This is a genomic window from uncultured Shewanella sp., assembly GCF_947501225.1.
Classification (GTDB): Bacteria; Pseudomonadota; Gammaproteobacteria; order Enterobacterales; family Shewanellaceae; genus Shewanella.
This window is the reverse complement of record NZ_CANMUW010000028.1, coordinates 1-24,761: the sequence shown is the minus strand read 5'-3', so window position 1 is coordinate 24,761 and position 24,761 is coordinate 1. Positions and strand designations below refer to the sequence as shown.

41 protein-coding genes are annotated in these 24,761 nt (G+C 45.3%); 7 read left to right on the top strand and 34 right to left on the bottom strand.

The genetic code is table 11. The features are described from left to right. Positions 1-249: 249 nt before the first annotated feature. The 4 genes from Q1B47_RS21495 to Q1B47_RS21480 are packed head-to-tail and all read right to left on the bottom strand — an operon-like array spanning position 250 to position 3,855. Positions 250-828, bottom strand: coding sequence for a TlpA disulfide reductase family protein (locus Q1B47_RS21495; protein ID WP_299798730.1), 579 nt, complete (start codon positions 826-828; stop codon positions 250-252). Beyond that, positions 825-1,304 (bottom strand): heme lyase NrfEFG subunit NrfF, encoded by a 480-nt coding sequence (gene nrfF / locus Q1B47_RS21490; RefSeq protein ID WP_299798728.1) that lies wholly within the window; start codon positions 1,302-1,304, stop codon positions 825-827. The genes Q1B47_RS21495 and nrfF overlap by 4 nt, the downstream gene beginning before the upstream one ends. Next, positions 1,301-1,858 carry a DsbE family thiol:disulfide interchange protein gene (locus tag Q1B47_RS21485; protein ID WP_299798726.1) on the bottom strand — a complete coding sequence of 186 codons (558 nt, stop codon included), beginning with the start codon at positions 1,856-1,858 and terminating at the stop codon, positions 1,301-1,303. The genes nrfF and Q1B47_RS21485 overlap by 4 nt, the downstream gene beginning before the upstream one ends. A gap of 17 nt (positions 1,859-1,875) precedes the next feature. Further along, a complete protein-coding gene (locus Q1B47_RS21480) occupies positions 1,876-3,855 on the bottom strand; it encodes a heme lyase CcmF/NrfE family subunit (RefSeq protein WP_299798724.1) in 1,980 nt (659 codons plus the stop codon). A 409-nt stretch (positions 3,856-4,264) separates the two neighbouring features. On the opposite strand from Q1B47_RS21480, the gene ccmI reads away from it, so the two are divergent. After that, positions 4,265-5,512 carry a c-type cytochrome biogenesis protein CcmI gene (ccmI, locus tag Q1B47_RS21475; protein WP_299798721.1) on the top strand — a complete coding sequence of 416 codons (1,248 nt, stop codon included), beginning with the start codon at positions 4,265-4,267 and terminating at the stop codon, positions 5,510-5,512. A 125-nt stretch (positions 5,513-5,637) separates the two neighbouring features. Here ccmI and Q1B47_RS21470 read toward each other — a convergent pair whose 3' ends face one another. Next, positions 5,638-5,931, bottom strand: coding sequence for a c-type cytochrome (locus Q1B47_RS21470; protein ID WP_299798719.1), 294 nt, complete (start codon positions 5,929-5,931; stop codon positions 5,638-5,640). A gap of 343 nt (positions 5,932-6,274) precedes the next feature. Between Q1B47_RS21470 and ccmA the strand changes: the two genes are divergently transcribed. The 6 genes from ccmA to Q1B47_RS21440 all read left to right on the top strand — a co-directional run bounded on the left by ccmA (position 6,275) and on the right by Q1B47_RS21440 (position 10,140). After that, entirely contained in the window at positions 6,275-6,925 is a 651-nt protein-coding gene (ccmA, locus tag Q1B47_RS21465; protein ID WP_299798718.1) for a cytochrome c biogenesis heme-transporting ATPase CcmA, read from the top strand. Between the two features lie 9 nt (positions 6,926-6,934). Continuing rightward, positions 6,935-7,621, top strand: a complete 687-nt coding sequence (gene ccmB, locus Q1B47_RS21460) for a heme exporter protein CcmB (protein ID WP_299798716.1) — start codon at positions 6,935-6,937, stop codon at positions 7,619-7,621. 1 nt (position 7,622) lies between these two features. After that, positions 7,623-8,369: a heme ABC transporter permease CcmC gene (ccmC, locus tag Q1B47_RS21455; protein ID WP_299798714.1), complete on the top strand. Its 747-nt coding sequence runs from the start codon at positions 7,623-7,625 to the stop codon at positions 8,367-8,369. Further along, on the top strand, positions 8,369-8,566 hold the full coding sequence (gene ccmD / locus Q1B47_RS21450) for a heme exporter protein CcmD (protein WP_299798712.1): 198 nt from the start codon (positions 8,369-8,371) through the stop codon (positions 8,564-8,566). The genes ccmC and ccmD overlap by 1 nt, the downstream gene beginning before the upstream one ends. Further along, positions 8,566-9,051 (top strand): cytochrome c maturation protein CcmE, encoded by a 486-nt coding sequence (gene ccmE, locus Q1B47_RS21445; protein WP_299798710.1) that lies wholly within the window; start codon positions 8,566-8,568, stop codon positions 9,049-9,051. Before ccmD ends, ccmE begins: the two co-directional genes overlap by 1 nt. A 114-nt stretch (positions 9,052-9,165) precedes the next feature. Continuing rightward, positions 9,166-10,140: a hypothetical protein gene (locus Q1B47_RS21440; protein ID WP_299798708.1), complete on the top strand. Its 975-nt coding sequence runs from the start codon at positions 9,166-9,168 to the stop codon at positions 10,138-10,140. An 82-nt stretch (positions 10,141-10,222) separates the two neighbouring features. Here the strand turns inward: Q1B47_RS21440 and rplQ are convergent, their stop codons facing one another. The 29 genes from rplQ to Q1B47_RS21295 all read right to left on the bottom strand — a co-directional run. Beyond that, positions 10,223-10,621 carry a 50S ribosomal protein L17 gene (gene rplQ / locus Q1B47_RS21435; RefSeq protein ID WP_299798706.1) on the bottom strand — a complete coding sequence of 133 codons (399 nt, stop codon included), beginning with the start codon at positions 10,619-10,621 and terminating at the stop codon, positions 10,223-10,225. A gap of 39 nt (positions 10,622-10,660) precedes the next feature. Next, positions 10,661-11,650 carry a DNA-directed RNA polymerase subunit alpha gene (gene rpoA, locus Q1B47_RS21430; RefSeq protein ID WP_012144627.1) on the bottom strand — a complete coding sequence of 330 codons (990 nt, stop codon included), beginning with the start codon at positions 11,648-11,650 and terminating at the stop codon, positions 10,661-10,663. Between the two features lie 24 nt (positions 11,651-11,674). After that, positions 11,675-12,295: a 30S ribosomal protein S4 gene (rpsD, locus tag Q1B47_RS21425; RefSeq protein ID WP_299798702.1), complete on the bottom strand. Its 621-nt coding sequence runs from the start codon at positions 12,293-12,295 to the stop codon at positions 11,675-11,677. Positions 12,296-12,330: 35 nt separating this feature from the next. After that, positions 12,331-12,723, bottom strand: a complete 393-nt coding sequence (rpsK, locus tag Q1B47_RS21420) for a 30S ribosomal protein S11 (RefSeq protein WP_012144629.1) — start codon at positions 12,721-12,723, stop codon at positions 12,331-12,333. 14 nt (positions 12,724-12,737) lie between these two features. Further along, positions 12,738-13,094 carry a 30S ribosomal protein S13 gene (gene rpsM, locus Q1B47_RS21415; RefSeq protein ID WP_012327242.1) on the bottom strand — a complete coding sequence of 119 codons (357 nt, stop codon included), beginning with the start codon at positions 13,092-13,094 and terminating at the stop codon, positions 12,738-12,740. Between the two features lie 112 nt (positions 13,095-13,206). After that, positions 13,207-13,320, bottom strand: coding sequence for a 50S ribosomal protein L36 (rpmJ, locus tag Q1B47_RS21410; RefSeq protein ID WP_006083579.1), 114 nt, complete (start codon positions 13,318-13,320; stop codon positions 13,207-13,209). 23 nt (positions 13,321-13,343) lie between these two features. Further along, entirely contained in the window at positions 13,344-14,684 is a 1,341-nt protein-coding gene (gene secY / locus Q1B47_RS21405; protein ID WP_012144631.1) for a preprotein translocase subunit SecY, read from the bottom strand. Between the two features lie 7 nt (positions 14,685-14,691). After that, positions 14,692-15,126 carry a 50S ribosomal protein L15 gene (gene rplO, locus Q1B47_RS21400; RefSeq protein WP_299798698.1) on the bottom strand — a complete coding sequence of 145 codons (435 nt, stop codon included), beginning with the start codon at positions 15,124-15,126 and terminating at the stop codon, positions 14,692-14,694. A gap of 1 nt (position 15,127) precedes the next feature. Further along, positions 15,128-15,313: a 50S ribosomal protein L30 gene (rpmD, locus tag Q1B47_RS21395; RefSeq protein ID WP_299798696.1), complete on the bottom strand. Its 186-nt coding sequence runs from the start codon at positions 15,311-15,313 to the stop codon at positions 15,128-15,130. 6 nt (positions 15,314-15,319) lie between these two features. Further along, entirely contained in the window at positions 15,320-15,823 is a 504-nt protein-coding gene (rpsE, locus tag Q1B47_RS21390; protein ID WP_012144633.1) for a 30S ribosomal protein S5, read from the bottom strand. A gap of 13 nt (positions 15,824-15,836) precedes the next feature. Further along, a complete protein-coding gene (rplR, locus tag Q1B47_RS21385; protein ID WP_299798688.1) occupies positions 15,837-16,187 on the bottom strand; it encodes a 50S ribosomal protein L18 in 351 nt (116 codons plus the stop codon). Between the two features lie 10 nt (positions 16,188-16,197). Next, positions 16,198-16,728 carry a 50S ribosomal protein L6 gene (gene rplF / locus Q1B47_RS21380; RefSeq protein ID WP_299798685.1) on the bottom strand — a complete coding sequence of 177 codons (531 nt, stop codon included), beginning with the start codon at positions 16,726-16,728 and terminating at the stop codon, positions 16,198-16,200. A gap of 10 nt (positions 16,729-16,738) precedes the next feature. Beyond that, positions 16,739-17,131, bottom strand: a complete 393-nt coding sequence (gene rpsH, locus Q1B47_RS21375; RefSeq protein WP_299798682.1) for a 30S ribosomal protein S8 — start codon at positions 17,129-17,131, stop codon at positions 16,739-16,741. Between the two features lie 24 nt (positions 17,132-17,155). Next, entirely contained in the window at positions 17,156-17,461 is a 306-nt protein-coding gene (rpsN, locus tag Q1B47_RS21370) for a 30S ribosomal protein S14 (RefSeq protein ID WP_299798679.1), read from the bottom strand. A gap of 10 nt (positions 17,462-17,471) precedes the next feature. Next, positions 17,472-18,011, bottom strand: coding sequence for a 50S ribosomal protein L5 (gene rplE / locus Q1B47_RS21365; protein WP_299798677.1), 540 nt, complete (start codon positions 18,009-18,011; stop codon positions 17,472-17,474). Positions 18,012-18,023: 12 nt separating this feature from the next. After that, positions 18,024-18,338: a 50S ribosomal protein L24 gene (gene rplX, locus Q1B47_RS21360; protein ID WP_299798674.1), complete on the bottom strand. Its 315-nt coding sequence runs from the start codon at positions 18,336-18,338 to the stop codon at positions 18,024-18,026. A gap of 11 nt (positions 18,339-18,349) precedes the next feature. After that, positions 18,350-18,718, bottom strand: a complete 369-nt coding sequence (rplN, locus tag Q1B47_RS21355) for a 50S ribosomal protein L14 (RefSeq protein WP_012144640.1) — start codon at positions 18,716-18,718, stop codon at positions 18,350-18,352. A 175-nt stretch (positions 18,719-18,893) separates the two neighbouring features. Next, positions 18,894-19,142 (bottom strand): 30S ribosomal protein S17, encoded by a 249-nt coding sequence (gene rpsQ / locus Q1B47_RS21350; protein ID WP_299798672.1) that lies wholly within the window; start codon positions 19,140-19,142, stop codon positions 18,894-18,896. Then, complete coding sequence (rpmC, locus tag Q1B47_RS21345; RefSeq protein WP_012144642.1) at positions 19,142-19,333, bottom strand: 50S ribosomal protein L29; 192 nt, start codon at positions 19,331-19,333, stop codon at positions 19,142-19,144. Before rpmC ends, rpsQ begins: the two co-directional genes overlap by 1 nt. Continuing rightward, on the bottom strand, positions 19,333-19,743 hold the full coding sequence (rplP, locus tag Q1B47_RS21340) for a 50S ribosomal protein L16 (RefSeq protein ID WP_299798668.1): 411 nt from the start codon (positions 19,741-19,743) through the stop codon (positions 19,333-19,335). The genes rpmC and rplP overlap by 1 nt, the downstream gene beginning before the upstream one ends. A gap of 11 nt (positions 19,744-19,754) precedes the next feature. Continuing rightward, the gene (gene rpsC / locus Q1B47_RS21335; protein ID WP_299798665.1) at positions 19,755-20,444 is read right to left on the bottom strand and encodes a 30S ribosomal protein S3; all 690 of its coding nucleotides are present in this window, start codon (positions 20,442-20,444) and stop codon (positions 19,755-19,757) included. Positions 20,445-20,453: 9 nt separating this feature from the next. After that, positions 20,454-20,786 carry a 50S ribosomal protein L22 gene (rplV, locus tag Q1B47_RS21330; RefSeq protein WP_012144645.1) on the bottom strand — a complete coding sequence of 111 codons (333 nt, stop codon included), beginning with the start codon at positions 20,784-20,786 and terminating at the stop codon, positions 20,454-20,456. A gap of 15 nt (positions 20,787-20,801) precedes the next feature. After that, complete coding sequence (gene rpsS, locus Q1B47_RS21325) at positions 20,802-21,080, bottom strand: 30S ribosomal protein S19 (RefSeq protein ID WP_006083596.1); 279 nt, start codon at positions 21,078-21,080, stop codon at positions 20,802-20,804. 11 nt (positions 21,081-21,091) lie between these two features. Next, a complete protein-coding gene (rplB, locus tag Q1B47_RS21320; protein WP_299798660.1) occupies positions 21,092-21,919 on the bottom strand; it encodes a 50S ribosomal protein L2 in 828 nt (275 codons plus the stop codon). A gap of 16 nt (positions 21,920-21,935) precedes the next feature. After that, positions 21,936-22,235, bottom strand: a complete 300-nt coding sequence (gene rplW / locus Q1B47_RS21315; RefSeq protein WP_012327258.1) for a 50S ribosomal protein L23 — start codon at positions 22,233-22,235, stop codon at positions 21,936-21,938. Beyond that, on the bottom strand, positions 22,232-22,837 hold the full coding sequence (gene rplD, locus Q1B47_RS21310) for a 50S ribosomal protein L4 (protein ID WP_299798655.1): 606 nt from the start codon (positions 22,835-22,837) through the stop codon (positions 22,232-22,234). The genes rplW and rplD overlap by 4 nt, the downstream gene beginning before the upstream one ends. 16 nt (positions 22,838-22,853) lie before the next feature. Continuing rightward, positions 22,854-23,492, bottom strand: a complete 639-nt coding sequence (rplC, locus tag Q1B47_RS21305) for a 50S ribosomal protein L3 (RefSeq protein ID WP_299798652.1) — start codon at positions 23,490-23,492, stop codon at positions 22,854-22,856. A gap of 15 nt (positions 23,493-23,507) precedes the next feature. Then, positions 23,508-23,819 (bottom strand): 30S ribosomal protein S10, encoded by a 312-nt coding sequence (gene rpsJ, locus Q1B47_RS21300; RefSeq protein WP_005503530.1) that lies wholly within the window; start codon positions 23,817-23,819, stop codon positions 23,508-23,510. A 357-nt stretch (positions 23,820-24,176) separates the two neighbouring features. Next, positions 24,177-24,761, bottom strand: a 585-nt coding sequence (locus tag Q1B47_RS21295) for an EF-Tu/IF-2/RF-3 family GTPase (protein WP_299798648.1), incomplete at its 5' end; no start/stop codon positions are given.

Genomic DNA, 24,761 nt, shown 5'->3' with positions numbered 1-24,761 from the left:
ACTGCTTTTCAGCTTTCCTTGAGAAGACTGGCTTGCCGTGTCAGTGGGAGCGCATTATAGGGATCTCAGCCCAGAGCGCAAGGGCTTATTTACACAAAAAGACAAGATTAATGCTAAATGGATACTTATCCACCGAAACAGATGTCAATGAGAGTTGATATGGTTATTTGTTAAGCCAAATTCTATTTAATGGCATACGTCATTCATAAAAAAAGGGCCTGAAGGCCCTTTTTAAGAAAGTTGTCAACGCTAAGGTTGATCGATAAAACTTTGTATCAGCTCTTCTGCTTTTTTATCATCCCAATCGACAAAGGTACGTACAAAGGCTAATAGTTCACCCTCTTTATTCAAGATAAATGTCGCCGGGATTGTATCTAATGGAAAAACACTACCAAGCTTTTGCTTTTCATCATAATAAGAGTTGAATGCTTCCATTCCTAACTCTTTCAGAAAAGGTTCAACCTTATCCTTACCTTCCATATCGATGGAGATAGGTAAAATCTCGAAGTCTTTGGAATCAAACTTAGCAGACAAACGTTCAATAGCCGGCAACTCACGGACACAAGGTGGACACCAAGTTGCCCACATGTTAACCATGATAACCTTACCTTTATATTGACTGAAATCGACCGCCTCCCCCTTACTGTCCTTGAAAGGAACGACATCAATAGGATAGGTCTTTGGTAAGACATTGATAAGGTCAATACGTGACTGATCCGTCCCCTCAGCTTTCTTTTGCATTCCGGGGTAAGCAGAAACAGAAGTTACAGATAACGAACTTAATGCCAACAGCGAAACCGTTAGCACACTTGCTAACCGTTTCTTCATTTTCCTGCTCGCTTTAGCAATTCATCGAGCTCTTTCTGCTCTTCGGCGCTAATCTCTTGCTCTTCGACCTGAGAAATACGCTGTTTCCGTATGAAGAAGAAGCCGATAAGTAATCCAAATAGCAACAGGGCTATTGGACCTAACCATAGAACATAGGTCTTTGCTTCCATTCTCGGTTTATAAAGAACGAACTCTCCATAGCGGCTGGTCATAAACTCGATGATCTCATCATCACCTTTACCAGCATCGACCATCTCATACACTTCCAGGCGGAGATCCTGAGCAACAGGTGAATTCGAATCAATTAAGTTTTGATTCTGACACTGAGGACAACGAAGTGAGTGAGCTAATTCCAGCGCTCGCTTCTGGTTATCAACAGATTTAAACTCGTAAGTATCTACAGGAGTCGCAAAAGCCGATGACATCAGTGTCATAGACAAAAATATCATACCGATAAATTTAAAAAGCTTACTCATGATGCACCATCCAATTTAGCAGCAGCCTGAAGCTCCTCAATCATAGGGAACAATGTCTCATTCCAGACACGCTGGTCGATAGGGCCGGCGTATCGATAACGAATGATTCCGTTGTGATCGACCAGATAACTTTCAGGAGCACCATAAACTCCAAGATCCAAGCCTAAACGACCATCATGATCGAAGATGTTAATTGTATAAGGGTCACCCTGACGGTTTAACTCACGAATGGCCAAGGCACGCTCATCACGGTAGTTGATACCATAGATTGGCAAGATATTTTGTCTCGCTAACCTCATCAGGTAAGGATGTTCATACTTACAGGATGGACACCAGGTAGCCCATACATTTAATAGTGAAACCTTTCCCTTTAAACTCTCGTTTGTTATTACGTCACTACGATCCTCAAGTCGCTCTAGCTGGAAAGCCGGAATCGGCTTCCCCTCCAAGGCTGAATCTAGTTGCTGCGGGTTAAGGAATAGTCCCTTATAAAGGAACACTCCCATCACCAGAAACAATACCAACGGAATAAATAGTACCAGCCTCTTCTTCATACTTGCCCCAATTCAAGTTAAGCCGTAGCTAATTTCTCTTTTTGAGCATCAGCTTTCGATGCTTCAGTTACTTTCTTTGTGCGGTAACGCTTGTCGGATGCGGCAAAGAAGCCGCCAACCATCATAAAGATGCTTCCGAACCATAACCAACGTACAAATGGTTTATAGTTCAATCTAACTGCAAACTGAGTTCTACTCAGTGGATCACCCATTGTGATATATAGATCTCTGAATAATCCCCAATCGATCCCCGCCTCAGTCATATCCATGGTACGAACGTTGTACTGACGACGATCCGGTCTCAGTAAGGTAACAAACTCACCATCTTTGGTGACTTCAACCTGCCCTTGCTGTGCGGTGTAGTTAGGACCCACCACATTCTTTGTTTCGATATAGTTAAAGGTATAACCCGCAAGCTCATGGCTGATCCCCGGCCCCATACGAACACTCTTCTCTATCGAGTAGTTGGAAACCATAGTTCCGCCGATAACTGAAACCGCAATACCAAGGTGAGCAATGATCATCCCCAGCTCACTTCTGCCCATTCGAGCAAGGCTGAAAGATCCATCTTTTGCTTTTGTGATATCGAAGGCTGCTCTGATGGTAGTTACAGTAACCCATGTTGCAGTACCGACTCCCAACATAACCCAGATATTGAACTGTCCATCAGCAAGGAAAGGAGCCGCAACACCTACAAGCGTAGAGATAACTGCCGGTACCAATAATTTAGTCTTTAACTCGCCTGGCTTAGATTTTTTCCAGCGAATATTCGGACCGATTCCCATAAAGACGAATAGCACAAGCACGATAGGTACAAATACCGCGTTAAAGTAAGGAGGTCCTACGGAGATCTTACCCATGTTAAGTGCGTCAATTAGTAGCGGGTACAAGGTTCCGAGAAGTACCGTACCGCACGCTACCGTAAGCAAGATATTACATACTAATAGCATGGTTTCTTTTGACTTTAGCTCAAATCTAGCCGGGCTCTTCATCTCACTGGCCCTGAATGCAAACAGTGTAAGTGATCCACCGATTGCAAGTCCCAGGAGCAATAGAATAAACATGCCTCGACTTGGATCGGCAGCAAATGAGTGCACAGAGGTCAAGACACCTGAACGTACAATGAAAGTACCGAGCAAGCTCAATGAGAAAGCAAAGATAGAAAGCAATACCGTCCAGTTACGGAATGCGGCACGCTTTTCAGTAACAATAACAGAGTGCAGTAACGCAGTACCGATCAACCAAGGCATAAATGAAGCGTTTTCAACCGGATCCCAGAACCACCAGCCCCCCCAGCCAAGCTCATAATAAGCCCACCAAGAACCTAGTGAGATACCACCGGTAAGGAATACCCAAGCTGCCAGAGTCCATGGACGGCTCCAACGTGCCCATGCTGAATCCAGACTGCCACCCATTAATGCGGCAATAGCAAACGCAAAGCTAACGGCGAAACCAACGTAACCAAGATATAGCATTGGTGGATGGAAGATTAACCCTACATCCTGAAGCATTGGGTTAAGGTCACGCCCCTCCATTGGAACCGGGAACAGACGTTCGAAAGGACTCGAAGTCAAGATCATAAACAGCGTAAAGCCAATGGTGATCATCGCCAATACGGCAAGAACCCGAGCCGTGAAGACCTCCTCAAGCCCTTTACTGAAATATGCTACAGCAGCTGCCCAACACGACAAAGAAAAGACCCAGAATAGAAGCGAACCTTCATGGCCACCCCATACTGCAGCAATCTTGAAGAAGATCGGAAGTTGCGAATTTGAATGATGAGCAACATATGCTACCGAAAAATCATCAATAGCGAAGCTATAACCAAGAACAACAACGGATAAGAATATAAAGAAGAACATGCCATAACTTAATGGCCAAGCATAACGCACTAAGTATTGGTCTTTACGTGCTACACCAATTAAAGGAACGCTGGCTAACAGGAAGGCAAATGCCAAACCTATTATCAACGAAAAGTGTCCTAATTCTGGGATCATGGGTTTTCCTCAGTCCTATAGATGAATTGATCAAGTTACTGCTTGATTCAACACACAAGAGTTTGCAGCTTACACAACTCAAGGTACATTTTTTGAGTCATTTTAGTATTTGCTGTTGTATCTGTCTGCTTCTTTCGAACAAATATGGGTGACCTGTCTCATTCTGTGTTCACATGAGCCACAGATACAGGTGTTAAAAGCATCAGATTTTAAGGTCTGACCCTTAGGTGAAACTTAAGTTTCATCCATTTGAAAAAAATAGAAACGAACTGTGAACCAGTACTCAACTATCACCTTTTCAAGAAATGAACTCCTTATATTACTGTTCAATGAATAATCTTTCCGTATAATCCTATCCCTAGCCCTGCGGCGTATCCGCATTTTTTGTAACTAATGTGAAAAAGAAATAATGACCACTCTCTGGATTTTTATTGCGCTTTTTGTGTTAGTCAGCCTAGTGCTGATTTGGTTTCCTCACTTTCGTCAACAAAAGATGTTGCAAACGGAAGAAGCAGGAGTTCGTAAGCAAACAAACCTCGAACTATTTAACAACCGTCTCGCTACTTTAGAGAAAGAGCTAGAGGAAGAGCTGCTAGATCAAGTTGAGTTCGATGCTCTTAAGAAAGAGCTAGAGATCAGTTTGCTTCAGGATATGAAGCAAGGTGTTGATGAATCTTTAGTAAACAAGGTGAAACCTAAAGGGTTAGCGTGGCCGGTACTGATGTCTGTAGTCATCATCGGCATCTCCGGATACTTTTATACAACTCTGGGGGCCTATGAAAAACTTAACCAGCCTCAGCCAGGCGGTCCACACGCAGGTATGACTCAGGAGCAGGTCATGCAGCAGCGCCTACAGATGATGGAGCAGCAATCCAAAGCTGAACCAGAGAACAGCCAACTCCTGTTTAGCCTGGGGCACAGTTACATTTCTGCAAGCCGCTACGATGATGCGGTAAAAGCCTTCGATAAAGCTATCGAGCTGGTAGGAGTTCACGCAGAACTACTCGGACCTAAAGCTACGGCCATGTACTACAAGGCTAACCAACAGATGACTCCGGCAGTACAAGCCATTATCGATCAGTCATTGTCACTCGATCCTGAAGATCCTTCGACACTGCTACTGGTTGGTATGGACTCCTTCTTTACAGCTAACTATAAAAAAGCCATCGAGTCTTGGCAGATCATTCTCGATAGTGAGCGAAAAGATGTAGATCGTAGTGCCATCATCAATGCCATCGACAGCGCCAAAATGAGAATGCAGGCTGATACGGGTGAGATGCCAAACGATGCCGCTCACGCCGATGTAAAAGGCACAGCTAAAACCGTTAACGTAGAAGTATCTATCGCACCAGAATTAGCAGATAAAGTTAATAGCTCAGACATGCTATTCATCTTCGCACGTAACACTGAAGGACCTAAAGTTCCGCTGGCCGCCGTAAAGATTTCGGCGAAGACTCTTCCGACTACGATCACCTTAGATGATACAACTTCAATGGGTGGTGATGTTAAGCTAAGTGGCGCAAAAAATGTTGAAATCATTGCCGTTTTATCTAAGCATGGCACAGTTAAACCACAGGTTGGCGATCTTCAAGGTCACTTGGCTATGGTTCAGGTAGGCGAAACCGCTCAGCTGCTAATCGATACATTAGTGGAGTAACCTCCCCTACTCATAAATCTTTAAAGGCCAGCGATGCTGGTCTTTTTATTGCCTTCCAATGAGGCATAAAAAAACCGGCAACAGCCGGTTTTTTTTATGCCTGTTCAAACAGGATACAATTAAGATTACTTAGACATGTACTCGATAGCGTTCTTGTAATCTTCATCGCTACAATCTGTACACATACCACCTGGTGGCATAGCGCCTTTACCGGTCTTAATAGTTGTTACTAAAGTATCCATGCCTTGAGCAAGACGAGGCTCCCAGGCTGCAGCATCATGTGCTTTTGGAGCGCCAGCTACACCCATGCTATGGCATACTTGGCATGCCTTATCGTAGACGGCCTTACCTTCTTGTGCAGATACGTTTGCAGACAAAGTCAATGCAGCGAAAGCAGTCAATGCTAACAATTTTTTCATGTTCGATGTTCCTAATGCAAATACTAACAAAGCTTCAATGCTGCCCTTTTACTGACTAAGAGTAGGCAGACTATTTTTTTAGCCCGTATAGAATACATCAAACTTCAATAAATCTCACCTTTTTGTGATTCTAATCAAAGCTTGCATACTATTAGTACGACTTTTTACACAAAATGAATACTATATTAGCAAATGTTGAAAAAGTTCAGTTAATCTTGTTAAAAGGTTCAATTTTCGGAAGCATATCAAATTGCTGACAGATAGAATCAACCATTACTAAACCCCCAAAAGGGTTTGTGTTAATATCGCTTGTGTTAACATTCGGCTTGATATAGAGGACTCAGTGGCAGAACAACAAATAGCAAAGACCCTGCTTTCAGCCAATCAATTGACCTGTATTCGTGAAGAACGAATTCTGTTTGATGAACTTAGTTTTGAAATCACAGCGGGCGAAATCGTTCAGATAGAGGGGCCCAACGGCTCCGGCAAAACCAGTTTACTTCGCATCTTAGCCGGTTTATCCCGCCCATATGCAGGCGACGTATATTATCAAGGTAAAGATATTACCCGTAACAGGGATGAGTACAATGACGATCTACTCTACCTCGGACACCTGGCAGGCGTAAAAACCGAACTTACCGCAGAAGAGAATCTTAACTTCAATTTAAGGATCAGTGGGTATGATGAGTTTGATACTCGCGGCATCCTGAGCAAAGTTAATTTGGCCGGTTTTGAAGAGGCGCTTGCCGGACACCTTTCAGCCGGGCAGCATAGACGAACGGCACTTGCAAGACTATGGCATACTAACTGTAAGATTTGGCTATTAGACGAACCTTTTACCGCGATTGATAAGAAAGGTGTTGAAGAGCTTGAACACATCTTTCTTGCCCATGCTAAACGAGGCGGTTGCGTCATCATGACAACCCACCAGGATATGGGAATTATCGGTGATGACATTCTTCGCAAGATTAGTCTTGAGTATCGCTTTGTATAAGGTTTCAGAATGAAAAAAGGCATCAGTTTCAGACAAGCATTTTTCACGCTTTTAAAGCGTGACTTACAAATTGCAATCCGCCACAAAGGCGATATATTCAATCCTCTGCTCTTTTTTATCTTAGTGGTTACCCTGTTCCCGTTAGGAATTGGTCCTGAGCCACAAGTGTTATCCAGAGTGGCTCCGGGTATAATCTGGGTTGCGGCCCTGTTAGCCTCTATGCTCTCGCTGGAACGTTTATTTAAGGCTGACTTCGTAGACGGCAGCCTTGAGCAGATGTTATTAAGCCCACAGCCACTACCTTTGATGGTATTAGCTAAGGTTCTGGCACATTGGATTTTGACCGGAGTACCTTTAATATTAATAGCTCCGCTACTGGCTGTGCTGCTGCACCTGGAAGCTAATAGTTATGGTGCATTGATGGCAACACTGGCTTTAGGGACTCCGGTGTTGAGCCTGCTTGGTGCCATTGGTGTGGCCTTGACGGTTGGATTGCATAAGGGCGGGGTTCTACTCAGCCTGCTTATCCTGCCCTTGTATATCCCGGTACTCATCTTTGCCACCTCAGCAATAGATGCAGCGGGACTTAATTTACCCTACAGTGGCCATCTCGCAATCATAGGCGCGATGTTGGTCGGTTCATTAATATTGGCACCATTTGCTATTGGTGCATCGCTAAGAGTGAGTACTAACTAAAATGTGGAAATGGCTACATAGTTACGCGGATCCAGAACGCGCCTATAATTTATCCGGAAAACTCCTCCCTTGGTTCGCCATGCTGGCGATTGGGCTGATAGGCGTTGGCTCTGTATGGGGGCTCGTTTTTGCACCAACCGATTATCAACAGGGTGATAGCTACAGAATCATCTTTATACATGTGCCGGCAGCTTCTATGTCAATGGCAGCATATATGGCTATGGCATCCTCAGCATTTGTTGGTCTGGTATGGCAGATAAAATCTGCAGATTGGGCTGCAGCCGCTATCGCTCCTATCGGCGCCGTTATTACCTTTATTGCATTGATCACCGGCGCAACCTGGGGCAAACCCATGTGGGGGACATGGTGGGTGTGGGATGCCCGATTAACCGCTGAATTGGTGTTGCTTTTCCTATATTTGGGCGTTATCTCTCTGTACGCATCGTTTGAAGATAAAGTACTGGCAGCCAGAGCCGCAGGAATCTTAGCAATTGTCGGTGTGATTAATATTCCGATTATTAAGTACTCTGTCGAGTGGTGGAGCTCACTACATCAACCATCGACAATCAAGATCACCGAAAAGTCGACAATGTCATCAGATATGTTATATCCACTACTGATCAATATCTTCGGCTTCGGAATGATGATAGGTGCAATTACTTTAATACGTTTCAGAGCCGAAATTTTGGCAAGAAATGGAATGCGCCCCTGGGTTCGGGAACTTGCTAAAGCCGAAGGAGTCAAATAATGCAGTTCGATTCATTAGCAGATTTTTTTAACATGGGAGGCTACGCCTTCTACGTATGGCTGGCTTATGGAGTGACCTTTCTTTCGTTAGGTATTCTCATAGTTCACAGCCTTAGACAAAAACGTAAGGTGTTGGTGGGGATCTCGCAAAAAATTAAACGAGAAGAGCGCCTTAAAGAAAACCGGAGTACTAAATAGTGAATGCTAGACGTAAAAAAAGATTAGCTTTAGCAGTGGCCTTAATAGGCGGCGTCGCCGCAATTGCGTCACTCTTACTCTACGCCTTAAACTCAAACCTGAACCTATTCTATACCCCGACTGAGATTGTACAGGGTAAGAAGGACACAGGTGTTAAACCCGAAGTAGGCCAACGTATTCGTGTCGGCGGTATGGTTACAGTAGGTTCGATGGTTCGCGACCCTAACAGTTTACATGTTGAGTTTGCGGTTCACGATGCCGCAGGCGGTGAGATCACTGTCACTTATGATGACCTACTTCCGGATCTGTTCCGTGAGGGTCAGGGTATCGTTGCTCAGGGCGTATTGGTAGAAGGTGGTAAGCTTCAGGCAACCGAAGTTCTTGCTAAGCATGATGAAAACTACATGCCACCTGAGGTCGCAGAAGCCATGGGGCAAACCCATGAGAAGCTCGATTACAGCGAACAGCAAAAAAGCAGCTACTAACCAATAGCATTCACTCTTTAAGAAAAGGCCTCTGACGAGGCCTTTTTTATGCCTATCTTTCTATAGTCATATACCTGGTCTATAACTTAAAGAAACCTTTGAAAGATCTTTTATATGCGTTATCTATTGCTGCTGATGATTTTGTGCCCTGTGGAAGCAATGGCGGCCTCCATTCTTATTATTGAGAGCTACCATAGGGAGTATCAATGGGATAAAAATTACAATGAAGGAATTATCTCAATCCTTGGCAGTGAACACGACTACCACCATTCATATCTGGATACAAAGAGAGTGCCACAATCTATGTTTGCAAACCGCGCTGAAAGCGCCTGGGAAGCCTATAAGAAGCTAAAACCAGATCTTGTAGTACTTGGGGATGATAATGCAATTAAGCTGTTAAATGAGCGTTTTAAGAAGAGTCATACCCCCGTCGTATTTCTCGGCCTGAATACCAATCCAAGAACCTATGACATCCATAACCATAAAAACTTTACCGGGGTACTCGAAAGACCGCTATTCAAAAGATCACTTCTGCTCGCGAATCAACTACTGATAGCTAAAGCAGAAAAAAAGTTTCTGGTAATATTCGATAATAGTAAAACCTCAATTGCATCTCTTGAGCAGATCAGCCCATCACTGGATAGTATTACTATGGGCCGAGTTAGCCTGGATTTCGTACTTACCAGTAACTTCAGTTCATGGAAGACAAATATATCAGGCGCTAAAGATGCGGGATATGATGCAATATTTGTGGGTCTCTATCACACCGTTCATGATGAGTCAGGCGAGCACCTGCCAGCCGAAGAGGTGATCTCCTGGACTCAAAAAAATGCTTCGCTACCCCATTTTGGATTTTGGGAATTTACAATAGGGGCGGAAAAAAACATTGGTGGTTATGTATTAGATGGCTACCTACATGGCCAGCACGCGGGTAGGCAGATTAAACAGATATTGGAGGGTGCTTCACCGGGCTCACTGCCCCTGGTATCTGACAGAAAGGGTCTGTACCTGTTCAGCAAGAGCGGTATTGAGCGATGGAAAATTAAACTTCCAGAAAAGATATCTAAAAGTGCAAAATGGGTGGATTGACAGAAATAGCATCTAAGCCGATCCATAAATTTGATGCATAAAAAAGCCGGGCTATAGCCCGGCTTTTTAGATGTAACCTTAATTACTCAGCAGAATCATCAGCTTCAACAGCTTCAGCTTCTTCTGGGCGACCTACTAGTTCAATAAACGCCATAGGCGCTTTATCACCAGTACGTAGACCGCACTTAAGGATACGGGTGTAACCACCAGGACGTTCCTGGTAGCGTGGACCCAATTCATTGAATAACTTACCTACGACTTCAGCGTCGCGAGTACGAGCAAATGCCAGACGGCGATTTGCAACGCTATCACTCTTAGCAAGTGTTATCAGAGGTTCAACTACGCGACGCAGTTCTTTCGCTTTAGCAACAGTAGTCTTGATCACTTCGTGACGGACTAGTGAGCTTGCCATGTTACGGAACATAGCTTGGCGATGACTGCTGTTACGGTTTAGTTGACGACCACTCTTACGATGGCGCATGACCTAATCCTTATTACCTAAATCTGTACAAGTCTGGACTTAAAGGTCGTCTGCTAAACTAGCCGGAGGCCAGTTTTCAAGACGCATACCTAACGACAGTCCGCGAGAAGCTAAAACATCCTTAATTTCAGTAAGAGACTTCTTACCTAGGTTAGGAGTCTTAAGCAGCTCAACTTCTGTGCGCTGTACCAGATCACCGATGTAATGAATCGCTTCAGCCTTCAGACAGTTAGCTGAACGTACAGTTAGCTCTAAATCGTCCACAGGACGCAACAGAATCGGATCGAACTCCGGCTTCTCTTCTTTCTGCTCTGGCTCAGTGACATCACGCAACTCAACAAACGCATCTAACTGTTCAGCTAGAATGGTTGCAGAACGACGGATAGCTTCCTCAGGATCGATTGTACCGTTTGTGGTCATATCGATAACGAGTTTATCTAAGTCAGTACGCTGTTCAACACGTGCAGCTTCTACATTGTAGGCTATACGAGCGACAGGCGAGAATGAAGAATCCACCAACAAACGACCGATAGGGCGATCATCGTCTTCAGTTTGTGCACGGGCTGATGCCGGTACATAACCACGACCACGCTCTACACGAATTCGCATGCTGACATCATTGTTACCGGTCAAATGACAGATAACATGATCAGGATTCATGATAGTAACATCACCATCATGCGTGATATCTGCTGCAGTAACAGGGCCTGCGCCTGACTTACTTAAAGTAAGCATAGCTTCGTCTTTCCCTTCGATCACAACAGCCAAACCTTTGAGGTTTAGTAGGATCTCAAGGATATCCTCTTGCACGCCTTCCTTGCTACTGTATTCATGCAGTACACCATCAATTTCTACTTCGGTTACCGCGCAGCCTGGCATAGACGACAATAGGATACGACGCAACGCGTTACCTAAAGTGTGACCGAAACCACGTTCAAGCGGCTCAAGTGTAACTTTGGCACGTGTTGGATTAACCTGCTCGATATCAACGAGACGCGGTCTAAGAAATTCTGTAACAGAACCCTGCATTGTGTCCTCTCTTTTGTGTTAACTTTACTTAGAGTAAAGTTCGACGATCAGCTGTTCGTTAATTTCCGCAGATAAATCACTACGCTCTGGAATGCGCTTGAAAGCACCTTCCATCTTAGTGTTATCAACTTCAACCCATGTTGGCTTTTCGCGTTGAGAAGCAACTTCTAAAGCAGCAACGATACGTGCTTGCTTCTTAGACTTCTCACGAATGCTAATTACATCATTCGCAGACACTTTGAATGATGGAATGTTAACAACGCTGCCATTTACCATAATAGACTTGTGGCTTACAAGCTGACGTGCTTCTGCACGAGTTGCGCCAAAGCCCATACGGTATACAACATTATCAAGACGGGTTTCTAAAAGAGTAAGAAGGTTTTCACCTGTGTTACCTTTTGTACGTGCAGCGTCTTTGTAGTAGTTACGGAATTGCTTTTCAAGCACACCATAAGTACGACGAACTTTTTGTTTCTCGCGTAGCTGAACACCATACTCAGACAGACGGGTCTTACGAGCGCCGTGTTGTCCAGGTGCAGTTTCAAGCTTACACTTCGAATCGATTGCTCTCACACCGCTTTTCAGGAAAAGGTCTGTACCTTCTCTGCGGCTGAGCTTGAGCTTGGGACCCAAGTATCTTGCCATGTTCTTTCTCCAACTATCCTAATTAAAAACGACGATTAAACGCGACGTTTCTTAGGAGGACGACAACCATTATGAGGGATAGGCGTCACATCGGTAATGTTAGTTATCTTGTAACCAACCGAGTTTAGTGCACGAATCGCAGATTCGCGTCCTGGACCTGGACCCTTTACAAAGACTTCAAGGTTTTTAACACCGTAGTCCTGAGCAGCAACACCTGCACGCTCAGCAGCAACCTGTGCAGCAAAAGGAGTAGATTTACGTGAACCACGGAAACCTGAACCACCTGAAGTTGCCCAAGATAGTGCATTACCTTGACGATCTGTAATGGTAATAATTGTGTTGTTGAAAGATGCATGGATATGAGCCATGCCATCAGCAACCTGTTTACGTACACGCTTACGCGGAGAACGTGACGGAACTTTAGCCATTTTGGTTTACCCCGTTACTTTCTGATTGGTTTACGTGGACCTTTACGCGTACGCGCATTGGTCTTAGTACGTTGCCCACGAAGGGGCAGGCTACGACGGTGACGTATTCCACGGTAACAGCCAAGGTCCATAAGACGCTTGATGTTCATGGAAACCTCACGACGCAGATCACCTTCTACAGTGTATTCGGCAACTGCTTCGCGTAGTGTGTCAATTTGAGCTTCGCTCAATTCCTTGATCTTAGCGTCTTCAGCAACAGAAGTAGCCGCGCAGATTGCTCTTGCGCGAGTACGGCCGATGCCGAAAATACCGGTCAATGCAATGACGGTATGCTTATGATCAGGAATGTTAATGCCAGCGATACGGGCCACTATGCACTCCTCAATAGTTAATGGTCATCTGTGAAAAGCCCGGTAGGATACTCGACAGACGACAGTTTTGCAAATAAATTTTGATCAGCCCGAACAGGGCTGACCAAGTTTTTTAGCCTTGACGCTGTTTGTGCTTAGGTTCAACACAAATCACGCGTACAACGCCACTACGTTTTACGATCTTGCAATTACGGCAGATCTTCTTCACGGAAGCTCGAACTTTCATTTCATCACTCCGAGAAAACTTTCTTAGCGACCAAAGCGATCTAAGTTCGCTTTATTCACCAGGTTAGCTTTCTTCATTACAGACTCATACTGATGAGACATCATATGGGTCTGAACTTGAGCCATGAAGTCCATGATTACGACTACCATAATGAGTAGTGAAGTACCGCCAAAATAGAACTGTACTTTCCACGTAATTAACATGAACTCCGGAATTAAACAGATAAAGGTAATATACAGTGCGCCAGCTAATGTCAGGCGTGTCATCACTTTATCAATGTAACGCGAAGTCTGTTCTCCAGGACGGATCCCGGGAATAAACGCACCACTCTTCTTCAAGTTGTCTGCTGTCTCACGTGGGTTAAATACCAACGCAGTATAGAAGAAACAGAAGAATATGATCGCTGATGCATACAATAATGAGTAGAGCGGCTGTCCCGGTGACACAGCAAGTGAGAAATCACTTAACCATGATAGAGACTCATTTTGGCCAAACCACTGTGCAAGTGTGCCTGGGAACAAAATGATGCTCGACGCAAAAATTGGTGGTATTACACCTGCCATATTTATCTTAAGCGGTAGATGTGTACTTTGCGCTGCAAACACCTTACGGCCTTGCTGACGCTTAGCATAGTTAACGACGATACGACGCTGACCACGCTCCACAAATACAACGAAATAAGTTACGGCAAATACAATAACGGCTATCAACAATAGTACGAGTACGTTCAAGTCACCTTGACGCGCCTGCTCAGCCGTTTGGCCGATAGCAGATGGTAGCCCAGCAACGATACCTGCGAAAATCAAAATCGAGATACCATTACCAATGCCTCTTTCGGTAATCTGCTCACCTAGCCACATAAGGAACATAGTTCCTGTCACTAGACTCACTACAGCAACAAAGTAGAAACCAAAGCCAAGGTTTACAACTAAACCTGGGACTAAATTTGGTAGACCCGTTGCGATACCGATTGCCTGGAATGTACCCAGGACCAATGTGCCGTATCTGGTATATTGACTGATCTTCTTACGTCCTGATTCGCCTTCCTTTTTAAGTTCAGCGAGTGCAGGATGCACAACCGTCAATAACTGCATGATAATCGATGCCGAAATATATGGCATGATACCCAATGCAAAGATAGAAGCACGTTCAAGGGCACCACCAGAGAACATGTTAAACATGCCTAAGATAGTACCCTTCTGCTGATTGAACAGCTCTGCTAATACAGCAGCGTCAATACCAGGAATTGGTACAAACGAACCGGCTCTAAAGACGATAATCGCACCAATCACGAACAGGAGGCGAGTCTTCAGTTCAGAAAATCCACCTTTCGCGCTTTTTAAATCAAGTCCTGGTTTTGCCATCGACGTATTATTCCTCGATCTTTCCGCCGGCAGCTTCGATAGCTGCACGAGCACCTTTGGTTACCTTCAGACCTTTAACGGTCACTGGGCGTTCAATGGTACCTGAAAGAACGACTTTAGCAAACTGTATGTTGCGAGTAACGAGATTCGCATCTTTCAGTGCATTTAAGTCGACAACATCACCGTTAACTTTAGCAAGCTCGCTGATGCGAACTTCTGCAGTTACCATCGCTTTACGCGAGGTGAAACCGAACTTAGGCAAACGGATCTTAAGTGGCATTTGACCACCCTCGAAACCGACGCGAACGCCGCCACCAGAACGAGACTTCTGACCCTTGTGGCCACGACCACAAGTTTTACCAGTGCCTGAACCAATACCGCGACCTACACGCTTAGCTGCTGATTTAGCACCTGCAGCAGGTGATAGAGTATTTAGACGCATCTTATACTTCCTCCACCGAAACCATGTAGTAAACCTTGTTAATCATACCGCGAACTGAAGGAGTATCTTCTAGTTCAACAGTGTGATTAATACGGCGTAGACCAAGACCAGTCAAAGTTGCACGATGCTTAGGCAAACGTCCAATTGCACTTTTAGTCTGAGTCACTTTTAAAGTTTTAGTAGCCATGGTGCATTAACCTCGAATTTCATCAACATTCAGGCCACGCTTAGCTGCAATTTGTGATGGTGACTTCATGTGCACCAACGCATCTACAGTTGCGCGAACGATGTTGATCGGGTTAGTAGAACCGTATGCTTTAGACAGAACGTTATGAACGCCTGCTACTTCCAATACGGCACGCATTGCGCCACCGGCAATAATACCGGTACCGTCTGATGCAGGTTGCATGTAAACACGCGAACCAGTGTGACGGCCCTTAACAGGGTGATGCAGAGTACCATTGATCAACTCAACTGATACGATGTTACGGCGAGCCTTTTCCATCGCTTTCTGAATTGCAGCTGGTACTTCACGCGCTTTACCATAGCCAAAGCCGACTTTACCGTTACCATCACCGACTACTGTTAGTGCAGTGAAGCTAAAGATACGTCCACCTTTAACTACTTTAGAAACACGATTAACTGCAACTAGTTTCTCTTGCAGATCGTCTTTTTGCTGTGCTTCGAATTTAGCCATTTTTAATCATTCCTTAGAACTTGAGGCCAGCTTCACGAGCGGCGTCTGCTAAAGCAGCTACACGTCCGTGATACTTGAAACCGGAACGATCGAATGCAACTACAGTCACGCCTTTTTCGATTGCACGCTCTGCAACGGTCTTACCCACTGCTTTAGCTGCATCTACGTTACCTGTGTACTTTAGTTGCTCTGATACCGCTTTCTCAGCAGTAGAAGCTGCCGCCAAAACCTGTGAGTCAGGGCTGATTACCTGAGCATAGGTGTGACGTGGTGTACGATGTACAACCAGACGGTTAACGCCCAGCTCTTGGATCTTCTTACGGGCGCGAGTCGCGCGACGTAAGCGAGATGTTTTCTTATCCATATCGCGTTACCTACTTCTTCTTAGCCTCTTTACGACGTACTTGTTCGTCAGCATAGCGAACACCTTTACCTTTGTAAGGCTCTGGTGGACGGTAGCCGCGAATCTCAGCTGCTACCTGTCCAACAAGCTGCTTATCAGTACCAGAAAGTACGATTTCAGTTTGTGTAGGACAAACAGCTGTTACGCCGTCTGGGAGTTCGTGTACTAGTGGGTGAGAGAAACCTAGAGTCAAATCAACGCCGTTACCAGCGACTTTCGCACGGTAACCAACACCAATAAGAGTCAGTTTCTTCTCGAAACCAGCTGTAACACCAACAACCATGTTGTTGATTAGAGCTCGAGCTGTACCAGCTTGAGCAGCGGTCTTAACGCCCTCAACTGATGAACACTTAATTTCGTTGTTTTCAACAACAACAGAAACGTCAGAGTTAATTACTCGAGTCAAACTACCTTTAGTACCTTTAACGGTGATAGTTTGTTCGTTTAGAGTCACTTCTACGCCTGCAGGGATAGCGACTGGTGCTTTTGCGACACGAGACATTGCTAGCTCCTTATGCTACGTAGCAGATAACTTCTCCACCCATGCCATTTTGGCGGGCAGCGCGATCAGTCATCAAACCTTTAGAAGTGGAAACAATTGCGACACCCAGACCGCCCATAACCTTAGGAAGTTCGTCTTTACCTTTGTAAATACGAAGACCAGGACGGCTTACGCGCTGGATAGTCTCAACAACTGGCTGGCCTTGGAAATACTTTAACGTAATTTCAAGAACAGGTTTGGTTTCATCTGCTACGGTGTAGTCAGTGATATAACCTTCTTCCTTAAGCGTTTTCGCGATAGCGACTTTTAGCTTAGCAGAAGGCATAGATACTGATACTTTGTTAGCAGCTTGGCCATTACGAATACGTGTTAACATATCCGCTATAGGATCTTGCATGCTCATATTAGCTTACTCCGTGACAAGTATTTACCAGCTGGCCTTACGTAGACCAGGAACTTCACCACGCATGGTAGCTTCACGTAATTTGATACGGCTTAGGCCGAACTTACGTAAGTAACCATGTGGGCGACCAGTTTGACTACAGCGGTTACGCTGACGCGAACTGCTGGAATCACGTGGTAGACCTTGCAACTTAAGAACCGCATCCCAACGATCATCATCAGATGTGGTTGGGTTGCTAATGATAGCCTTAAGAGCTAGACGCTTTTCAGCGAACTTAGCCACGAGCTTTGCACGTTTTGCTTCACGTGCTTTCATTGAACTTTTTGCCATTACGCTACCCTTATTTCTTGAATGGGAAGTTAAAGGCTTCAAGCAGAGCTCGGCCTTCTTCGTCATTCTTCGCAGAAGTAGTGATTACAATATCCATACCACGGATCTTATCGATTTTATCGTAATCGATTTCCGGGAAGATGATTTGCTCACGTACACCCATTGCGTAGTTACCACGGCCATCGAACGACTTAGCGCTCATGCCACGGAAATCACGAATACGCGGGATTGCGATATCAACTAAACGCTCTAAGAATTCCCACATACGCTCACCGCGCAGTGTAACCTTACAACCTATCGGGTAGCCATCACGGATTTTAAAACCAGCCACTGACTTACGAGCTACAGTCACAACTGGCTTTTGGCCTGCGATAGCAGTCATGTCACGAAGCGCATGCTCCATAACTTTCTTATCTGCTACAGCTTCGCCAACACCCATGTTAAGGGTGATTTTCTCAATCCGAGGGACTTGCATGACACTGGTAAAACCGAACTTTTTAGCAAGTTCAGGACTAACAGTCTCTTGATATTTATCATGCAGTTTCGCCATCGTTTACTCCAATTACTTAACGAGTTCACTGTTCGACTTAAAGAAACGGACTTTTTTGCCGTCTTCAAATCGGAAACCAACGCGATCAGCTTTGCCAGTGGCAGAGTTGAAAATCGCTACATTTGATGCTTGTATCGGGGCTGCTTGCTCAACAATACCGCCAGCTACACCCAGTTGTGGGTTAGGCTTTTGGTGCTTCTTAACAAGGTTAATACCTTCAACAATTAATTTACCAGTAGGAAGAACCTGAGAAACCTTACCGCGTTTCCCTTTATCTTTACCTGCCAATACAATTACTTCGTCTTCGCGACGGATTTTAGCTGCCATTTGAAGCTCCTTTACAGTACTTCTGGTGCCAGAGAAACAATTTTCATAAATTGTTCGTTACGCAGTTCACGCGTCACTGGGCCAAAGATACGAGTACCAATCGGTGCATTGTTTGCGTTAAGCAAAACAGCTGCGTTCCGATCGAAGCGAATGACAGAACCGTCTGGGCGACGAACGCCTTTCTTAGTACGAACTACCACCGCGCTATATACATCACCTTTCTTCGCTTTACCGCGAGGAATAGCTTCTTTAACAGAAACCTTAATGATGTCGCCGATACCGGCATAACGACGATGAGAGCCACCTAAGACCTTAATACACTGAACTCTACGAGCGCCACTGTTACAGGCTACATCTAGAGTAGATTGCATTTGGATCATTGTAAATGCTCCGCTAACGTTACTTACATCCCCAATTTGGGGCGACTTTTCGCCTATTTTTAACATTGATTTTGTCAAAAATGGCGCGCAAGTATAACACCCAAAAATAGGAATAGATAGTGTTAAAATAAAAACGGCTCCAAAAAGGAGCCGTTTCACTTAAAACCCAATGTGATTAGGCTTTAGATACTACTTCAACCAGAGTCCAAGACTTAGTCTTAGACAGCGGACGGCATTCGCGAATAGTCACGACATCGCCAGCATTACACTGATTATTTTCGTCATGTGCATGAATCTTAGTAGTACGCTTAAGGAACTTCCCGTATAAAGGATGCTTAACCTTACGCTCAATAGCTACAGTGATAGACTTGTCCATCTTGTTGCTAAGTACACGACCCTGCAAAGTACGGATTTTATCAGACATTACGCACCCGCCTTAGAAGTAATAATGGTCTTAACGCGCGCAATGTTGCGACGCACGATTTTCAGCTGATGAGTCTGAGTCAACTGACCAGTGGCGTGTTGCATACGCAGATTAAACTGCTCACGCAGCAGACCAAGCAGTTCAGCGTTCAGTTCTTCAACGCTCTTTTCTGTTAGCTCGCTCGCTTTCATTACATCACCGTCTTAGTTACGAAGGTAGTCTTAAGAGGCAGCTTAGCGGCAGCAAGAGCGAAAGCTTCACGAGCTAGCTCCTCTGGTACACCATCCATCTCGTAGAGAACCTTACCTGGTTGAATCTGGCAAACCCAATATTCAACGTTACCCTTACCTTTACCCATACGCACTTCAAGAGGCTTAGAGGTGATTGGCTTGTCAGGGAAAACGCGGATCCAAATTTGACCTTGACGTTTAATGTGACGTGTCATCGCACGACGTGCAGATTCGATCTGACGCGCAGTCAAACGACCACGACCAACAGCTTTCAGACCGAAATCACCGAAGCTCACTTCAGTGCCGTTCGCAAGACCGCGGTTACGGCCCTTGAACATTTTACGAAACTTCATTCGTTTTGGTTGCAGCATTGCCAGCTCTCCTATTTACCGCGAGGCTTACGCTTCGGCTGCTGTTTCGGCTCTTCATGCGCAGGTACAACGCCGTCCAGAACTTCACCTTTGAAGACCCAAACTTTAACGCCAATCACACCGTATTGAGTGTGACTTTCTGCAGTAGAATAGTCGATATCAGCACGCAGTGTATGTAGAGGTACACGACCTTCACGATACCACTCAGAACGCGCAATCTCAGCACCGCCTAGACGGCCGCTAACTTCAACTTTGATACCTTTAGCACCAAGACGCATTGCGTTTTGAACTGCGCGCTTCATAGCACGACGGAACATAACACGACGCTCTAGTTGCGAAGCGATGCCTTCGGCAACAAGCTTAGCATCTAGCTCAGGCTTACGGATCTCAGCGATGTTGATTTGAGCTGGAATACCAGTCAGCTTAGCAACAGCGTTGCGTAGCTTTTCAACGTCTTCGCCTTTCTTACCAATCACAACACCTGGACGGGCAGTGTGAATAGTAACGCGAACACTCTTTGCTGGACGCTCGATAACAATCTTAGAAACTGATGCTTGCTTAAGTTTCTTTTCTAGAAACTTACGCACTTCCCAGTCACTGCTCAAGTTATTGGCATAGTCTGACTTGTCAGCGTACCAGGTCGAGATCCAAGGCTTAGTGATACCCAGACGGATACCATTAGGATGTACTTTCTGTCCCATTGCTAACTCCTAGCGATCTGATACAACCACAGTAATGTGGCTGGTACGCTTGATTATACGATCAGCACGGCCTTTAGCACGTGGCATGATACGCTTCATAGTTGGACCTTCATCGATCATAATAGCTCCAACTCTTAGCTCGTCAATGTCAGCACCTTCATTGTGCTCAGCATTGGCGATTGCAGAGTCCAGTACTTTCTTAACAAGTACTGCAGCTTTTTTAGGGCTGAAAGTTAAAATTTCGAGAGCCTTAGCAACAGGCAGTCCACGGATTTGATCTGCAACCAAACGACACTTTTGAGGCGACGTACGGGCAAAACGATGTTTAGCTAAAACTTCCATCTTATTCCTCCCGTATTAACGCTTCTTCGCTTTCTTATCTGCGGCATGGCCGCGATAAGTGCGAGTTGGTGAAAATTCACCAAGCTTGTGGCCGATCATTTCGTCAGTTACGAACACAGGTACGTGCTGACGACCATTATGGACAGCGATGGTCAACCCAATCATATTAGGGATGATCATAGAGCGACGAGACCAAGTCTTAATAGGCTTCTTGTCTCCAGCTTCCATCGCTTTCTCTACCTTCTTCAGCAAGTGCAGGTCAATGAATGGACCTTTCTTGAGAGAACGTGGCATGGCGAATCCTCTTACTTTTTATTGCGACGACGTACGATGTACTTGTCGGTGCGTTTGTTACTACGAGTCTTATAACCCTTAGTTGGAACACCCCATGGAGACACTGGATGACGGCCACCCGAAGTACGGCCTTCACCACCACCATGTGGATGGTCTACTGGGTTCATTGCAACACCACGAACTGTTGGGCGTACGCCTCTCCAGCGTTTAGCACCTGCTTTACCTAACTGGCGTAGCATGTGCTCGGCATTACCAACTTCACCCAATGTCGCGCGGCAGTCTACTGGTACTTTACGCATTTCGCCAGAGCGAAGACGTAGAGTAGCGTATTCGCCATCACGAGCTACAACTTGAACATAAGTACCTGCTGAACGAGCGATCTGAGCACCTTTACCAGGCTTCATTTCAACTGCGTGTACAACACTACCTACTGGGATGTTGCGTAATGGTAGAGCGTTACCGCTCTTGATTTCTGCATCGATACCAGACTGGATTTGATCTCCAGCTTGCATGCCTTTAGCTGCAAGAATGTAACGACGCTCACCATCAGCATACAAAACAAGTGCGATGTTTGCTGTGCGGTTTGGATCATATTCCAAACGCTCAACTTTTGCAGGGATACCGTCTTTGTTGCGCTTGAAGTCAACAATACGGTAATGCTGCTTGTGTCCACCACCTACGTGACGAACAGTGATACGGCCAGTGTTGTTACGGCCACCACTTTTAGATTTTTTCGCCAACAAGCCAGCAAAAGGTTTACCCTTGTGCAGGTCAGTGTTCACCACTTTAACAACGTGACGACGACCAGCAGAGGTTGGCTTACACTTAATAACTGCCATGATAATTCTCCTTTGCTTACTCAGCGCCGACGAAATCGATTTCAGCGCCAGCAGCTAGAGTAACATAGGCTTTTTTCCAGTCGACACGACGACCCATACGGGCACCGGTACGCTTGGTTTTACCTTTGTTTACTAGAGTGCGAACTGAATCTACTTCTACTTCGAACAATTGAGCGACTGCAGCTTTAATTTCAGCTTTAGTTGCATCTATAGCTACACGGAAAACTACCGTGTTGTCATTTTCTGCACAGACAGTACTCTTTTCAGAGATATGTGGTGCAAGAATAACTTTTAGCAAACGTTCTTGACTGATCATCCCAGCATCTCCTCGATTTGCTTAACAGCATCGGCAGTTACTAGTACTTTGTTGAATGCGATCAGACTTACTGGGTCGATACCAGCTACGTCACGAACGTCAACTTTGTACAAGTTGCGAGCAGCCAAGAACAAGTTCTCGTCAATTTCTGGAGTAACGATCAACACGTCTTCTAGGTCCATAGCAGACAGTTTAGCTTTCAGCTCTTTAGTTTTAGGAGCTTCAACACCAAATGACTCAACTACGATTAGACGGTCTTGACGTACCAATTCAGAGAAAATGCTTTTCAGCGCTCCACGGTACATCTTCTTGTTAACTTTTTGGCTGTGATCTTGAGTTTTAGCAGCGAATGTTACGCCACCGCCACGCCAGATCGGGCCTTTAACAGTACCGGCACGTGCACGGCCAGTACCTTTTTGGCGCCATGGCTTTTTGCCAGAGCCAACAACTTCCGCACGAGTCTTCTGGCCACGAGTGCCTTGACGTGCGTTTGCAGCGTAAGCTACAACTACCTGATGAACCAGTGCTTCATTAAAGTCACGGCCGAAGGTAGTTTCGGAAACTTCCAGAGCACTTTGTGCGTCTTTCAATACCAATTCCATTACTATCTCCTCAGACCTAAGCTTTAACGGCAGGCTTGATGATCAGGTTGCCGTTTGTGGCTCCCGGAACAGCACCCTTAACCAGTAGCAAGTTACGTTCTGCATCTACACGTACAACGTCTAGATTCTGAGTAGTAACACGCTCTGCACCCATGTGGCCTGACATTTTCTTACCTTTGAAAACGCGACCAGGTGTCTGGTTTTGACCGATAGAACCGTTGGATCTATGTGCCAGTGAGTTACCGTGTGTCATATCTTGTGCATGGAAGTTCCAACGCTTAATACCGCCTTGGAAACCCTTACCTTTTGATTGACCAGTAACATCAACTTTCGCTACATCAGCGAAGATATCAACATTTAGCTCAGCACCAACTTCAATGCTTTCGCCTTCACCATCTGCCAAACGCACTTCCCACAAACCACGACCGGCTTCAACGCCTGCCTTAGCAAAGTGACCTGCTTCTGGTTTAGTGATGCGATTAGCTTTTTTGGTACCAGTAGTAACCTGAAGTGCACGGTAACCGTCAGTTTCTAAGGTTTTCACCTGAGTAACGCGGTTAGATGCGATTTCAATTACTGTAACCGGGATTGACGCTCCATCTTCAGTGAAGATGCGAGTCATACCCACTTTACGACCGATAAGACCGATAGCCATCTCGAAAACCTCTTATTAACCCAAGCTAATTTGAACGTCAACACCAGCCGCAAGATCCAGACGCATAAGTGCATCTACAGTCTTTTCAGTTGGCTCAACGATGTCAACTAGACGTTTGTGAGTACGTAGTTCGTACTGATCACGCGCATCTTTATTAACGTGTGGAGAAGTCAAAATGGTATAACGTTCTTTACGCGTTGGTAGTGGGATTGGACCACGTACCTGTGCGCCTGTACGCTTAGCAGTTTCAACGATTTCCGCAGTAGACTGATCGATCAAACGATGATCAAATCCTTTTAAGCGGATACGGATTCTTTGGTTCTGCATTGACCAGAGCTCCTAAAATGGACATATAAAAAATCACCCTCTAGCTGTTTCCTTCTGGAAAAGCAGAGCGAGATGATTTAACCGTTCGACTCACAATCGGAGTCGCTGTTTTTTTTAAGTCAAGCCCTCGGGCTGACAGATGTATTTCGCCTAATGGTTAAGGCGAGGGGCTATTATACTGATTTCATTTCTCAGATCAACCCCATTGATCGAATTCGCATCAAATTGCTTTAACCAATCAAAGTGGCCGATATTATAGTCGACAAAAATTTAATTACCAGAGCCATTAAGCTTTTTAAGCAAAAAAAAAAGGAAGCCGAAGCTTCCTTTTTTAGTGTCTTGTAAGACTAGTTGCTATTAAGCAACGATCTCAGCTACAACACCAGCACCAACTGTACGGCCACCTTCACGGATTGCGAAGCGTAGACCTTCGTCCATCGCGATTGGGCAGATTAGAGTTACAGTCATAGCAACGTTGTCACCAGGCATTACCATCTCTACGCCTTCTGGAAGCTCGATAGTACCGGTTACGTCAGTTGTACGGAAGTAGAACTGTGGACGGTAGCCTTTGAAGAATGGAGTGTGACGTCCACCTTCTTCTTTAGACAGAACGTAGATTTCTGACTTGAAGGTAGTGTGTGGAGTGATTGAACCAGGCTGTGCCAGTACTTGACCACGCTCAACTTCATCACGCTTAGTACCACGTAGTAGTACACCACAGTTCTCACCTGCACGACCTTCGTCAAGCAGCTTACGGAACATTTCAACACCAGTACAAGTAGTCTTAGTAGTATCTTTGATACCAACGATCTCTACTTCGTCACCTACAGTGATGATACCGCGCTCAACACGACCTGTTACAACAGTACCACGGCCTGAGATTGAGAATACATCTTCGATTGGAAGAATGAATGCACCATCGATTGCACGCTCTGGCTCTGG